This is a genomic window from Thiobacillus sp. SCN 63-57 (genome assembly GCF_001725555.1).
Lineage (GTDB): Bacteria > Pseudomonadota > Gammaproteobacteria > Burkholderiales > Thiobacillaceae > Thiobacillus.
Window position 1 is genome coordinate 1 of the sequence record NZ_MEGP01000040.1, and the last position, 13,535, is coordinate 13,535.

Below are 13,535 nucleotides of genomic sequence, written 5' to 3' on the forward strand. Positions count from 1 at the left end.
GTCGGATGTCGTGATCGCCTTGCTGTTGATTTCGTAGGCACGCTGGGTCTGGATCATGTTGACCATCTCTTCCACGACGTTGACGTTCGAGGTTTCGACATAGCCCTGATTGAGCGTGCCGGCGCCGTTGCTGCCGGGTGCGTTGGAGCTCGGCGTGCCCGATGCGGCGGTTTCGGCATAGAGGTTCTCGCCCAGGCTCTGCAGGCCGGCCGGATTGACGAACATCGCCAGCTGCAGGGTGCCGACGGTCACCGGCGTGGACGACCCGGCCTGCTGCACCGACACCGTGCCGTCGCGCCCGATGGTCAGGGTCTGGGTATCGGGGGGAATCGTGATGGCCGGCTGCACCGCATAGCCGCTGGACGTCACCAATTGGCCGTTGGAATCGGCCTGGAAGGAGCCGTCGCGCGTGTAGGAGGTCGTGCCGTCCGGCATCAGCACCTGGAAGAAACCGTTGCCCTGGATCGCCACGTCCTTGGCGTTGCCGGTCTGCTGCAGATTCCCTTGCGTGAAGATGCGCTCGGTGGCCACCGTTTTCACGCCGGTGCCGATCTGCAGGCCGGAAGGCAGCTGCGTCTGCTCGGACGACTGCGCGCCGGGCTGGCGGATGGTCTGATACAGCAGGTCCTCGAACACTGCACGCGCGCGCTTGAACCCGCTGGTGCTGACGTTGGCGAGGTTGTTGGAAATCACGTCCATTTGCGTCTGCTGCGCATCCAGACCGGTTTTGGCAATCCACAGTGAGCGAATCATGTCGGTTCCTTCAAGAATTGGGGGATCAGTTCATCGACAGCAACTGGCCGGCCTTGCTGTCGTTGCTCTCTGCGTTCTGCAGCAGCTTCATGTTCATGTCGAACGAACGGGCCAGCGAGATCATGTTGACCATGGCGTCGACGACGTTGACGTTGCTCGACTCAAGCGCGCCGCTGACCACTTTCACATTGGGATCGGCTTCCGCCGTCTGGCCATCCTTCATGCGGAACAGGCCATCGTCGCCGCGCACCAGATCCGCCGTGGGCGGGTTCACCAGTTTCAGCTTGCCGACCGAAGTGAGGCCGGTGGCGGCGGAACCGTCGGGCACCAGCGAGATCGTGCCGTCCTTGCCGATGGCGACGTTGCGACCCGGCGGGATGGACAGCGGGCCGCCGTCGCCCATGACGTTGAGGCCGTCATGGGTCTGCAGCACGCCGTTCTCGTCCATCTTCAGGCTGCCGTTGCGGGTATAGGCTTCGCTGCCGTCGGCCGCCTGCACCACGATCCAGCCGTCGCCCTGCACCGCCACGTCGAGGTCGCGACCGGTCTGCTGGATCGCACCGGACCGGAAATCGCTGCCGGTGGTGGAGTCGACCACGAACGCCCGGGTGGGCAGGATCGCGCCCTGCACCGGCACCGCGCGGAACTGGTCGATCTGCGCACGGAAGCCCGTGGTGGTCGCGTTCGCCAGGTTGTTCGACGTGGTCGCCTGCTGCTCCAGCGCGTGCTTCGCGCCGGTCATGGCGGTGTAGATGAGACGGTCCATACGGCCCCCTTAAATGCTCACGGCATCAACGCAGGTTGACCAGGGTCTGCATCACCGCATCCTGGGTCTTGATGGTCTGCGCGTTGGCCTGGTACACCCGCTGCGCGGTGATCATGTTGACCAGCTCGGCGGTGAGGTCGACGTTGGAATCTTCCACGGCCGACGACTGCAACACGCCCAGGCTGCCCGAGTTGGGCGTGCCGACCAGCGGCGACCCCGAGGTCGAGGATTCGGTCCACATGTTGTTGCCCATCTGCTGCAGGCCGTTGGGGTTGGAGAAATTCGCCAGCACCACCTGGCCCAGCACGGCCGACTGGCCGTTGGTGTAACGGCCCAGGACCACGCCATCGGAGCCGACGTTGAAGCCGGCCAGGCGACCCGAGGTATAGCCGTTCTGATCCAGCGTGTTGACGCTGAACGCGGACCCGAACTGGGTGGTGCCGGTGTAATCGAAGGTGACGGGGAAAGGCGAGGTCGCGCCCGTTGCCGTGGCCGGCACGTTGATGGCCGCAAGCGGCATCGCAGTCGTCAGGGCGCCGCTGGCGTTGAAATTCAGCGTGGCGACCGGGCCTGCGCCGATCTGGGTACCGTCGTTGGCCGCATACACATCCCACGCGCCGGATGGCCGCTTCACATAGTAGGTTTGCAGCGTCTGGGAATTGCCCAGGCTGTCGTAGACCGATACCGCGGTCGAATTGTGGAAGGTGGTCGGGTCGTTCATGTTGAACGGCGTGACGGTTCCGTCGATCGGCGTGCTGCCCGAATCCAGGTTGAGCACGGCGGTCACGTCCGTGGTGATGTTCGGCACCAGGTCGGCCGTATTGATCCGGATCGGCGACGGTGCGCCGACCGACAGCACGCCGCTCGCATTCGCCGTATAGCCGGTCAGTTTGGCCCCGGTCGGGTTGACGATGTAACCGCTCTTGTCGAGCTGGAACTGGCCGTTGCGCTGGTAGGCGATCTCGCCGTTGGTGTCCATGCGGAAGAAGCCGCCTCCATTGATCGCCATGTCCAGCGGATTGTTGGTGGAGGTGATGTTGCCCTGGGTGAACTGCTGGGTCACCTGCGAAACCTTGGTGCCGATGCCGACGTTGGAGCCGCCGGCACCCGTCAGGGAGTTGGCGTAGACGTCGGCGAACTGGGCCTGGGACTGCTTGAATCCGACCGTGCCGGAGTTGGCTACGTTATTGCCGATGACGTCCAGGTTCTTTGCGGCGGCGTTGAGTCCGCTCAATCCTTGCTGAAAACTCATGTTCTGCTCCTTGTGATGATGACTGGCGGCTTATCCGGCACGCCGACTCGAACTGCTCAGAAAATCTGCCGGATATCGGCATACCCCACGTTCGTATTGCCCGCCAGATTCAACTGCACGCCCTGGCTGTTCTGCGAAACGCTGTTGACCGTCCCCAGGTTCAGGGCGGTGCTGTCGATTGCCTGGCCGCCCTGGACGGCATCGATCTTGAAGCTGTACTTGCCCGCGGGCGCGGCCGTCCCGGTGTCCGTCAGGCCATCCCATGCCACCACGTTCACGCCCGCGTCGCGCGAACCCAGCGTCAGCTTGCGCACCAGGGAGCCCGATGCGTCGTAGATGCTGGCCGTGATCTTGTCGGCGGGGCGCGACAGTTCGAATCCCACGACGTTCTCGAGCTGGGCCGGGCTGATCGTATCGCCCGGAACCAGGACCGTCCGCCCGATCAGGCTGGCGGCCTGCGACATCTGGTTGGTGCCCAGGCTGGCGGCCATCGCCTGCAGGCTGCTGTTCATGTTCTCGATACCCTGCACCGTGCTGAGCTGGGCCATCTGGCTGGTCACCTGCGCGTTGTCGAGCGGGTTCAGCGGATCCTGATTCTTCATCTGGGCCACCAGCAGGCTCAGGAAGCGATTCTGCGTATCCGCCACGCTGCTCTTCGAGGACGTGGATGCGCTTGTGCCAAACAGGCTGTTTACATTACTGGTGTCTTGTACGGTGCTCATGGTCGTTCCTCGTTATCGCTGCTGTTCACTGTCCCAGGCTCAGGGTCTTGAGCAGCAGGGTCTTGGTGGTATTCATCATGTCCACGTTGGACTGGTACGAGCGCGAGGCGGAGATCATGTTGACCATCTCCTCCACCACATTGACATTGGGCATGGTCACGTAGCCTTTCTCGTCGGCGAGCGGATTCTTGGGGTCGTACACCTGCTTCATCGGCGACTGATCCTCGACCACCGCGGCCACGTTCACCCCGGTCGCGCCGTTCTCGCCTACCGGCGTGGCGGCGAACACGACCTGCTTGGCCTTGTAGGGCGTGCCGTCGGCGCTGGTCGCGCTGTCGGCGTTGGCCAGGTTGCTGGCGACGGTATTCAGCCGCTGCGACTGGGCGTTCATGGCCGAGCCGGCCACGCTGAAGATGTTGGACAGTGACATGCGCTATGCTCCTTATCCCTGGATCGCCGCCATCATGGTCTTGATCTGCTGCGTGATCCGGGTCAGATTGAATTCGTAGTGAACGGCGTTGTCGGCGAAGGCGGCGCGTTCGGCATCCATGTTCACCGTGTTGCCGTCGACGCTGCCCTGGGCCGGCGTGCGGTACAGCAGCCCGGCTTCCGCCGCCACGCCCGGGTTGCCCGCCAGATGGCCGGGGGCGGTGGTGGCCAGCGCCGTGCCGTCGGTCGCGGACGTGCCCTGCAACGCGCTCTGCAGGGCGGTCTTGAAATCCAGGTCGCGCGCCTTGTAATTCGGCGTGTCGGCGTTGGCGATATTGGAAGCCAGCACCTGCTGGCGCTGCTCGCGTATGCGTAGCGCCTGGGTGTTGAAATTCAGCATGTCATCAAGCCGGTTCAGCATGGTTTTCACCTCTTTCAGCCGCAAAGCCTTTTTGCGATGACTGCATCCTAGGTACTCGCCTGTCCATTCAATCGAACGATAAAGGGCACAAAGCCCGTTCATTTCGCCGTTTAAGATGGGGCGACGCTCCCTACAATGCGGCAGTGTGAGAAACCGAGCCAAGGAGTCGACATGGCACACAAACGTATCCGGGCCCTGGCAGGCCGACTGGGCGCCGGCCTGGCATTCGTGGCCGGCCTGGTTCTGCCCGCCGTGGCCCCCGCAGCGGACCAGCAGGACCCGGCCGCCATCCAGGCGCACGCCGAGCAGTTCCTGAAAAAACAGACCGCCGGCCTGCCCGGCAAGGTGACGATCCAGGTTGCCGCGCCGCGCGCCGCGCTGCCCGCCTGTTCCGCATTCGACGCCTTCCAGCCCACTGGCAGCCGCAGCATGGGGAAAACCACGATCGGCGTGCGTTGCCTGGCGCCCAGCCGATGGACGGTCTACCTGGCGGCGCAGATTCGCGTAATGGGGTCGTACGTCGTGACCCGCGAGCCACTGCCCGCCAACCACATCCTGAGCGCGGACGACCTCACGCTGCGCGAAGGCGATCTGGGCAGCCTGCCGGCCGATGTCGTCACCAATGCCGATGACCTGAAGGGATACCGCACCGTATCGGGGGTGGCCGCCGGGGCGCCGCTGCGCAATGCGCTGCTGCGCCCTCCGCTCGCCGTGCAACAGGGGCAGAGCACCCGCCTGGTGATGAACGGGCCGGGCTTTTCCATCCAGAGCGAAGGCCAGGCGCTGGCCAACGCCAGCCGGGGCGACCGGGTCCGGGTGAAAACCCCTTCCGGCGAAGTGGTCAGCGGCGTGGCGCAGGACGGCCAGCGGGTGGTCGTCGCCTTCTAAATCGGGTAGATTGGATCGGGCAGACTTCAGAAAGTCCGTAAATTGACGTTACTGAGTTAGCTTAAGAAACCGAGCACCTGCCCGATCAGGAAACTGCCATGAAAATCGATCCCGGCCTGAAACCGATCACCCTGCCGAATTCCGTCGAAACCCGCCCCGGCAAGGCCGAAGACGCCAAGCCCGCTGATGCCCAGAAGACGGATGTCAACCTGAGTCCGCGCGCCCTCCAGCTGAAACAGCTGGAATCGCAACTGGCGGCGATTCCGGTCGTCGACCGCGCCCGCGTGGACAGCATCAAGCAAGCCATCACCCGCGGGGAATACACCATCAATACCGGAAACATTGCGGAAAACCTGCTCAACTCGGTCAAGGAAATGCTCCATGTCGCCAAGTGATCCGTCCTCCAGCCCGGCCCTGATCGCCAAACTGACGATGGAAGGCGCGGCCTGGCAGGCCCTGCTGAATGTCATGGGCGAAGAGGAACGCGCACTGGTAGACGGCGAAGCCGATCGCCTGGCCCCACTGAACGCCTCCAAGCTGTCGCAACTGCAAACGCTCAGCAACCTGGCGCGCACGCGCCATGACGATCTGCTGGCGGCCGGCCACACCCCCGACCACGCCGGGATGGATGCCTGGCTGACCCAGCATGGCCAGCCCGAACATCTCGCACGCTGGCAGCAGCTGTGCGACATGGAACAACGGGCACGCGCCCTGAACCAGCGTATCGGCACGCTGATCGATATGCGTCTGGCTTCCACCCGCCAGGCGCTCAATGTGCTGGTCCACGCCGCGACCAATCAGAACGGCCTGTACGACCAGGCTGGCCAGTCCGTCGCCGCCAGCAAGGGCAAGCCCCTGGCAGCAGCCTAAGCCTGCGCCCCAGGCGCTAGCGTTCGAAACGTCCGGGCGCGATCGCCCGCATCAACTCGATTTCCAGTGGCCAGGGCTGGCCGGTCATCTGATCGGCCAGCGCCTCGCCCAGCACCCCCGCCCACACGACACCGCGCGAGGCATAGCCCGCCGCGACATACAGTCCGGTCTGCCCGTCGACTGCGCCCACCAGCGGCAGCCGATCCGGCAGGGTAGCGCGCAACGAGGCGCGGCCACTCACCTGCCCCACGGCCACACGCTCGCCCACGCCCGGCAGGATCGCCTCCAGCCGGGCCAGGTTGGCGAGATCGCTTTCCAGGCGGGGTGACGTGTCGTCGTCATCGTGTTCGTACGTAGCGCCGACCAGCGGTTGTGCGCTTGTGCCCTTCAGGGTGCCCGGCGTCACATAGCCTTCACGGGCAATCACCCGCCGGATGTCCGGCAGGCTGCCGGGCGGCAAGCGCGTGATCTGCCCGCGCACGGTATTGAGCGGCCAGCGCTGCCCGTGCACCAGTGTCGGGGCGTCGCGCGCGTTTGCCAGCACCACGGCATCGGCCTCGGCCAGTACCGTGCCTTCCCGATCCATGACGTGCCATCCCGCCGCAACGCGCGTCACGCGCGCAACGGCACAGTTCGTCTGCACACGGATGGCCGGATGGCCGAGCCAGGCACGGCACAGGCTCCCCGGAACCACCCAGCCCGCTGCCGGGTAATACACACCGGGGGCTGTCACCGGCCAGTTCGCCAGCTCGCGTGCGGCCGCCTGTTCCACCCAATACGCATAATCGGTCGGCGGCATCGTGGCCGCCAGTGCCTGCCGCTGCTTCGCGGCCGCTTCCGCATTCTTGGCCAGATGCAGCACGCCACAGCGCGCCCACTCGATGCCCTCCAGCATCGCCCATGCGCGCAGGTCGTGCAGGAAGGCCGCCCGCGTCAGGCGCGTCGCAAGGGTGTCGTCGCGCGAGATCACCGGCCGGAACACCGCCACCGGATTGCCCGAAGCCGCCTGCGCCGGTGAACCGGCACGCTCCAGCACGGTAACCGCCACGCCACGCTGTGCCAGCGCATGAGCCACGGCAGCGCCTGCCACACCGGCGCCGACGACGGCGACATGCCGCGGCACCGCAGCGTCGGCCCGGCGGCTTTCCTCCTGGAAACGTGCGTGCAGGCAATGCCGCTTGCGGCCGTAGCCCACCCGCTTCTCGCAGACGAAACCGATCCGCCCTAGGCCCTCGCGTACCGAGGCCGCCACGGTATAGGTCGCGGCCATCGCGCCCGGCCGGGCCAGCGGCACCAACGCGTCGAACAGCGCGGGCTGCCACAGGTCGGCGTTGCAGTCGGGTGCGAAGCCATCCAGGTAGAACGCGTCCACCTCGGCCTGCACCTGCGGCAGGCAATCGAGCGCGTCGCCCAGCATCAGGGTGAGCTGCACGCGCCCGTCGTCGAGCGCGATGCGGTGGAAACCCGGCGTCAGCGTCGGCCAGTTCGCCAGCAGTTCTTCCGAGAGCGGTGCGAATTCCGGCCACTGTGCATGCAGCCGCGCCAGGTCTTCGGTACGGAACGGGTGTTTCTCGACCGACAGGAAATGCAGCCGCGCGGGACGCGCCGGGTCGTCTCGCCAGGCCGCCCAGGTCGCCAGGAAATTCAGCCCGGTGCCGAAGCCGGTTTCCAGCACGACGAAATTGCTCCGCTGAGACCACGCCTGCGGCAGCCCGCAGCCCTGCAGAAAGACATGGCGCGCCTGCCCGGCGCCGCCGTCGGCGGAATGGTAGATGTCGCCGTAGGCGGCGGAATACGGGACGCCGTCCTTGAATTCGAGGCGGGCAGGGGCGATGGTTTTCAGCATGGCCGAATGTTACATTGAGGCAGTTCACTGTCGTCTCTCCCATCATGCCAAAACCCAAAACCGGGCTTCGCCTTATCGTCATCGTGTTGGCCGTCGCTGCGCTTGCCTATGCCGGCTGGTACTTCACCCGTCCCAAGCCGCCCGAAGTCGAACTCGCCACGATCGAACGCGGCACGGTCGAATCGACGGTGGTCAACACCCGCGCCGGCACGGTCAAGGCCTGCCGCCGCGCCAAGCTGGCTCCGGTGGCAGGCGGCCAGATCGTCAAGCTGTGGGTGAAGGAAGGCGAACGCGTGAAGACCGGCCAGCCGCTGCTCGAACTGTGGAACCGCGACCTCGCCGCGCAGCGCGAGCTGGCCACCCGCCAGCTGACCACCAGCGAGGAACGCCGCCGCGAGGCCTGCATCATGGCCGACAACGCACAGCGCGATGCCGATCGCACCGCTCAACTGGCCGCCAAGGGGTTTGTCAGCCCGCAGAGCACCGAAAACGCCCGCGCCGATGCACGTGCGCGCCAGGCCAACTGCGATGCGCTCGCCGCCGACGTCAAGCGCGCGCAGGCGCAGATCAGCGTCACGCAAGTCGGGCTGGAGCGCACCACGCTCACCGCGCCGTTCGCCGGCATCGTCGCGAAAATCACCGGCGAGGTCGGCGAATTCACCACACCCTCGCCGCCCGGCATCCCCACCCCGCCCGCGGTCGACTTGATCGACGACAGCTGCCTCTACGTGAGTGCACCGATGGACGAAGTCGACGCGCCCAAGCTGAAAGCCGGCCAGCCCGCGCGCATCACGCTCGACGCCCTGCCCGGCAAGGTCTTCGCCGGTCACGTCCGGCGTATCGCCCCGTACGTGACCGAGGTGGAAAAACAGGCGCGCACGGTCGATGTCGAGGTCGATTTCGACACGCCGCCGGAAGCGGCCCTGCTGGTCGGTTACAGCGCCGACGTGGAAGCCATCATCGAGCACCGCGACAAGGTGCTGCGCGTGCCCACCCAGGCGATCCAGCAGGACGGCACGGTGCTGGTGCTGGGCAAGGACGACACGCTGGAGACGCGCCATCTGAAAACCGGGCTGGCCAACTGGGCGTTCACGGAAGTCGTCAGCGGCCTCGGGGCCGGCGACCGCGTGCTGCTGTCCTTCGACCAGGAGAACGTGAAGGCCGGCCTGAAGGTCGCTCCCAAGCCCGCGCAGCCATGATCCGCCTCACCTCGATCACGCGCGTGTTCCGCATGGGCGACCAGGAAGTGCGCGCGCTCAATGGCGTCAACCTCGACATCGCGTCGGGCGAATACGTGTCCATCATGGGCCCTTCGGGCTCGGGCAAGTCCACCCTGCTGAACGTCGTCGGTCTGCTCGATCGTCCCGACAGCGGACGCTACGAACTGGACGGTTCCGACGTCACCGACCTGTCCGAGACCGAGCGGGCACGCGTGCGCCGGGAAAAGATCGGCTTCGTGTTCCAGTCCTTCCATCTCGTGCCACGGCTCACCGCAGCCGAGAACATCGAGTTGCCGCTGATGTTGGAAGGTATCGCCCCGGCCGAGCGCAAGTCGCGCGTCGACACCGCACTCGATGCCTTCGACCTCAAAGACCGCGCCCGCCATCGCCCGGCCGAACTTTCCGGCGGCCAGCGCCAGCGCGTGGCGATCGCGCGCGCCACCATCCTGCGCCCCACGGCGCTCCTGGCCGACGAGCCGACCGGCAATCTCGACCACCGCATCGGCGCCGAAGTGATGGAACTGCTGGAAGGCCTGCACCATGCCGGCACCACGCTGATCGTCGTCACCCACGACCGCGAACTCGGCGCGCGCGCGCATCGCCACATCGCGATGCGGGATGGCGAGATCGTGGGGGATGAAAAATGAAGGCGGCCACTGTTCGGCCTGTGCTAGGCAAGGGATGTACCAAAGTGGGCACAGAGCTTCGACAGGCTCAGCCCGAACGGTGGTTGGGTTGCGTGTGTGCGAAAGCCCGCCCCCTTAGCCCGTTCGCCCTGAGCCCTTCGACTATGCTCAGGAGAGCCCTGTCGAAGGGCAGCATTGTCACTGACCTGTCATCCACACGTGTTTCGACACGCTCAACACGAACGGCCCCCCGGATCGCCCGATGAACCTGCGCGACACCCTGACCCTCTCCTTCTCAACCGTGGTGAGCTACCGCACCCGCTCGCTGCTCATCGTGCTGGCGATGGCGCTCGGCGTGGCGGCGGTGGTGGTGCTGACGGCGCTGGGCGAAGGTGCGCGCCGCTACGTGGTGGGGCAATTCTCCTCGCTCGGCACCAACCTGGTCATCGTGCTGCCGGGCCGCGCCGAGACCTCGGGCGGCCTTCCCGGCGCGGCGCTGGGACAGACACCGCGCGACCTGACCCTCGACGACGCCCTTTTCATCAGCCACCTGCCGCAGGTCAAGCGCTATGCGCCGCTCAATGTGGGTGTGGCCGAACTCTCCGCCGGCGGGAAACTGCGCGAGGTGACCGTGCTCGGCAGCACGGCCGAACTGCTGCCGATCCGCCACATGAAACTGTCGCAGGGCAGTTTCCTCGCACACGGCTCGGAACGCAGCGCGCAGATCGTGCTGGGCAGCGTGCTGGCGCATGAATTCTTTCCCGACGGCAACGCCGTCGGCCAGCGCGTGCGCCTCGGCGACAGCCGATTTATGGTCTCGGGCGTACTGGCTGTCCAGGGCGAATCGATGGGTTTCAATTCCGACGAGATCGCCATCATCCCGGTCGACTACGCGCAGGAACTGTTCAACACCAACACCTTGTTCCGCATCCTGGTCGAGGCTCGCAGCCGCAACGCCATCGAGCCGGCCAAGGCCGCCATCGCCCACGCTCTGAAGCTGCGCCACGACGGCGAGGAGGATGTGACCGTCATCACCCAGGACGCCATCCTCGCCACCTTCGACCGCATCCTGCGCGCGCTGACCCTGGGCGTGGCGGGCATCGCCGCGATCAGCCTGGCGGTGGCCGGCATCCTGGTGATGAACGTGATGCTGGTCGCGGTCGCGCAGCGCACCTCGGAAATCGGCCTGCTGAAAGCCCTCGGCGCGCCCGCGTCCGACATCCGCCGCCTGTTCTTCGCCGAGGCGCTGTGGCTGTCGCTGGCGGGCGGTGCCATCGGCTACGCGCTGGGGAACCTCGGCGCCTGGGGGATCCGCCTCGCCTACCCCACGCTCCCCGCCTGGCCGCCGGCCTGGGCCAGCGCGGCGGGCGTGGCGACCGCCCTCCTCACCGGCGTCATCGCCAGCCTGCTGCCCGCCGCGCGCGCGGCGCGGCTCGACCCCGTGCTTGCGCTGAGTGGAAAATGAGTTTCATCGACACCCTGGGCTTCGCCCTGCACGCCCTGACCGCGCATCGGCTGCGCACCTTCCTGTCCGCCACCGGCATCGCAGTGGGCATTGCCGCAGTGATCCTGCTCACCTCGATCGGCGACGGCATCCATCGATTCGTGCTGGCCGAGTTCACCCAGTTCGGCACCAACATCATCGTCGTCACCCCAGGCAAGATCAGCACGCACGGTGCCTCGGTCGGTGCCATCGGCAGCGCACGGCTGTTGACCATCGACGACGCATTGGCGCTGAAGGCCTCGCGCTACGCGCAATACACGAACTCCGGCGTGATGGGCAATGCGGAAATCCGCGCCCACGGCCGCAGCCGCCGCGTGACAGTCTATGGCGAAGGGCCGGATTTCTCGCGCGCGTTCAACATGCACGTCGCGGTCGGCCAGTACCTGCCCGCCGACGACCCGCGCAATCCGCGCGCCTATGCCGTGCTGGGCGCGAAAGTGCAAACCGAGCTGTTCGGCACGAGCAATCCGCTGGGCGCCACCCTGCAGGTCGGCGCGTCGCGCTTCCGCATCATCGGCGTCATGGCGCCCAAGGGCCAGGTGCTCGGCTTCGACCTCGACGACACGGTCTACATCCCCACTGCGCGCGCGCTGGAAGTGTTCAACCGCGAAGGCGTCATGGAAGTCCACGTCGCCTACAAGCCCGGTTCACCCCTGAAGGCCGTGGTCAAGGACATCGAACGCATCCTGGTCGCGCGCCACGGCCGCGAGGACTTCACCGTCACGCCGCAGCAGCAGATGCTCGACACGCTTTCCACCGTACTCGAAGTGCTCACCTTCGCCGTCGCCGCGCTCGGCGGGATTTCATTATTGGTCGGCGCAGTGGGCATGGTCACGCTGATGCACATCGCCGTGGCCGAGCGCGTCGCCGAGATCGGCCTGCTCACCGCGCTGGGCACGACGCGCGCGCAGATCCGCACGCTGTTTTTAATGGAATCGACCGTCCTGTCCACCCTGGGCGGGCTTGGCGGGTTGGCGGTCGGCGCCGGGATCGCCGGGCTGCTGAAGCTCACGGTCAGCGACCTGCCGGTCAATACACCTTGGGATTACGCTTTCGGCGCGCTCGGGGTGTCGGTGCTGATCGGGCTGGCCGCCGGCGTGGTGCCGGCGATGCGCGCAGCACGGCTCAACCCGGTGGATGCATTGCGCGCCGAATAAGGCCCCCTATCCCGCGACCATCCATCCATGGTGTCGCACAGGCAAGCCGCCCACCCGGCAGAAACCCGATTGACAGTTGTCCTACAAGCGGGTGCGCCGTCGACCTATACGAATGGAACGGCACTCCCATTAAATTTTCATCTGCGTCGCCGATCTCACAGCACCCCCCGTTCGGTACGTAAGTAGCCAGGCTGCATCCTTGGCGCCCATCCATTTCGTAAGGAGATCCGCATGAAACACGTACCCAGTATCGCTGCATTCGCCCTCGCTTCAGGCCTTGCCCTGCTGGCAACCGGATGTGACCGCAAGCCCGCCGATCAGCCGGCCGATACAGCCAGCCCGACGACAGGCGAGAGAATGGACAATGCCATCGACCATACCAAGCAGGCAACCCAGGACCTGGGCAACTCGCTGGAACAGAAAGCCGACCAGGCAGGACAGGCCATCGACGACGCCACGATTACGACGTCGATCAAAGGCAAGTATCTGGCCGACGATACCCTCAAGGGTCTCGACATTTCGGTTGAAACGGACCACGGCGTGGTGATGCTGAGCGGTACGGTACAGAGCGATTCGGCCAAAGAGCTCGCCACGAAGATTGCTCAGGGCGTAGAGGGCGTGGTAAGCGTCAACAACCAGCTCACCGTCAAATAAGCCCGCTCCTTGGAACCGGTCAGCGCTTTCCGCCTGTCATGGCTCCGACGCCTCATGAGTGGCCTGGAAACTCGCTACGCCCGCCAGCGCTACCGAGGTGCTCGGGCAACAATTCGTCGCTTCCGTCCATGTCCCCCACTTCGTCATAACGCAGGGGGCGGGCGCGTCCTTGCAAGAAATCGCCGCCCGTTATCTCGGCCAGGATCACCATGTGGTCGCCCGCCGGATGCCTTGATACGGCGCGGCAGTCGAGATAGGACAGTCCTTCATCCAGGATCGGGGCGCCTGAGGGCGCTGCGTGCCAGGCTACTGCGCTCAGTTTGTCCTCGTCCTGGGCGCTATGGTTGCCGAAGAAGTCTGCGAGGGCACATTGGTCACGCTGCAATACCGTCACTGCGAACACGCCGCTTTCCACGAGCAAGGGATA

16 protein-coding genes are annotated in these 13,535 nt (G+C 65.8%); 8 read left to right on the forward strand and 8 right to left on the reverse strand.

The genetic code is table 11. The annotated features are described in order from the left end of the window. The 6 genes from flgG to flgB form a co-directional block, all read right to left on the reverse strand. Nucleotides 1-753: flagellar basal-body rod protein FlgG (gene flgG / locus ABT23_RS13655; RefSeq protein ID WP_296636398.1), on the reverse strand; the 753-nt coding region annotated here is incomplete at its 3' end. 25 nt (nt 754-778) lie between these two features. Further along, nucleotides 779-1,519 (reverse strand): flagellar basal-body rod protein FlgF, encoded by a 741-nt coding sequence (gene flgF / locus ABT23_RS13660; RefSeq protein WP_296636401.1) that lies wholly within the window; start codon nt 1,517-1,519, stop codon nt 779-781. 25 nt (nt 1,520-1,544) lie between these two features. Next, nucleotides 1,545-2,771, reverse strand: coding sequence for a flagellar hook protein FlgE (gene flgE / locus ABT23_RS13665; protein WP_296636404.1), 1,227 nt, complete (start codon nt 2,769-2,771; stop codon nt 1,545-1,547). Between the two features lie 56 nt (nt 2,772-2,827). Next, nucleotides 2,828-3,493 (reverse strand): flagellar hook assembly protein FlgD, encoded by a 666-nt coding sequence (locus ABT23_RS13670; RefSeq protein WP_296636407.1) that lies wholly within the window; start codon nt 3,491-3,493, stop codon nt 2,828-2,830. A gap of 25 nt (nt 3,494-3,518) precedes the next feature. After that, nucleotides 3,519-3,923: a flagellar basal body rod protein FlgC gene (gene flgC, locus ABT23_RS13675; RefSeq protein ID WP_296636412.1), complete on the reverse strand. Its 405-nt coding sequence runs from the start codon at nt 3,921-3,923 to the stop codon at nt 3,519-3,521. Nucleotides 3,924-3,935: 12 nt separating this feature from the next. After that, nucleotides 3,936-4,343 (reverse strand): flagellar basal body rod protein FlgB, encoded by a 408-nt coding sequence (gene flgB / locus ABT23_RS13680; RefSeq protein WP_296636415.1) that lies wholly within the window; start codon nt 4,341-4,343, stop codon nt 3,936-3,938. A 171-nt stretch (nt 4,344-4,514) separates the two neighbouring features. Between flgB and flgA the strand changes: the two genes are divergently transcribed. The 3 genes from flgA to ABT23_RS13695 all read left to right on the forward strand — a co-directional run bounded on the left by flgA (nt 4,515) and on the right by ABT23_RS13695 (nt 6,101). Continuing rightward, on the forward strand, nt 4,515-5,231 hold the full coding sequence (gene flgA / locus ABT23_RS13685) for a flagellar basal body P-ring formation chaperone FlgA (protein ID WP_296636418.1): 717 nt from the start codon (nt 4,515-4,517) through the stop codon (nt 5,229-5,231). Nucleotides 5,232-5,329: 98 nt separating this feature from the next. Beyond that, on the forward strand, nt 5,330-5,626 hold the full coding sequence (gene flgM / locus ABT23_RS13690; protein WP_296636420.1) for a flagellar biosynthesis anti-sigma factor FlgM: 297 nt from the start codon (nt 5,330-5,332) through the stop codon (nt 5,624-5,626). Further along, a complete protein-coding gene (locus ABT23_RS13695; protein WP_296636423.1) occupies nt 5,613-6,101 on the forward strand; it encodes a flagella synthesis protein FlgN in 489 nt (162 codons plus the stop codon). Before flgM ends, ABT23_RS13695 begins: the two co-directional genes overlap by 14 nt. Before the next feature lie 16 nt (nt 6,102-6,117). Here ABT23_RS13695 and mnmC read toward each other — a convergent pair whose 3' ends face one another. Then, nucleotides 6,118-7,947 (reverse strand): bifunctional tRNA (5-methylaminomethyl-2-thiouridine)(34)-methyltransferase MnmD/FAD-dependent 5-carboxymethylaminomethyl-2-thiouridine(34) oxidoreductase MnmC, encoded by a 1,830-nt coding sequence (gene mnmC, locus ABT23_RS13700; protein ID WP_296636426.1) that lies wholly within the window; start codon nt 7,945-7,947, stop codon nt 6,118-6,120. A 44-nt stretch (nt 7,948-7,991) separates the two neighbouring features. Here mnmC and ABT23_RS13705 point away from each other — a divergent pair, with 44 nt between their 5' ends. The 5 genes from ABT23_RS13705 (at nt 7,992) to ABT23_RS13725 (ending at nt 13,108) form a co-directional block, all read left to right on the forward strand. After that, nucleotides 7,992-9,146, forward strand: a complete 1,155-nt coding sequence (locus ABT23_RS13705) for an efflux RND transporter periplasmic adaptor subunit (protein WP_296636429.1) — start codon at nt 7,992-7,994, stop codon at nt 9,144-9,146. Then, nucleotides 9,143-9,814 (forward strand): ABC transporter ATP-binding protein, encoded by a 672-nt coding sequence (locus ABT23_RS13710; RefSeq protein WP_296636433.1) that lies wholly within the window; start codon nt 9,143-9,145, stop codon nt 9,812-9,814. The genes ABT23_RS13705 and ABT23_RS13710 overlap by 4 nt, the downstream gene beginning before the upstream one ends. Before the next feature lie 241 nt (nt 9,815-10,055). Continuing rightward, entirely contained in the window at nt 10,056-11,258 is a 1,203-nt protein-coding gene (locus ABT23_RS13715) for an ABC transporter permease (RefSeq protein WP_296636435.1), read from the forward strand. Beyond that, complete coding sequence (locus ABT23_RS13720) at nt 11,255-12,454, forward strand: ABC transporter permease (protein WP_296636438.1); 1,200 nt, start codon at nt 11,255-11,257, stop codon at nt 12,452-12,454. The genes ABT23_RS13715 and ABT23_RS13720 overlap by 4 nt, the downstream gene beginning before the upstream one ends. Nucleotides 12,455-12,685: 231 nt before the next feature. Next, nucleotides 12,686-13,108 (forward strand): BON domain-containing protein, encoded by a 423-nt coding sequence (locus ABT23_RS13725; protein ID WP_296636441.1) that lies wholly within the window; start codon nt 12,686-12,688, stop codon nt 13,106-13,108. Between the two features lie 52 nt (nt 13,109-13,160). On the opposite strand, the gene ABT23_RS13730 is transcribed toward ABT23_RS13725, so the two are convergent. Then, a partial coding sequence (locus ABT23_RS13730; protein ID WP_296636443.1) for a flavin reductase family protein occupies nt 13,161-13,535 on the reverse strand: 375 nt, incomplete at its 5' end.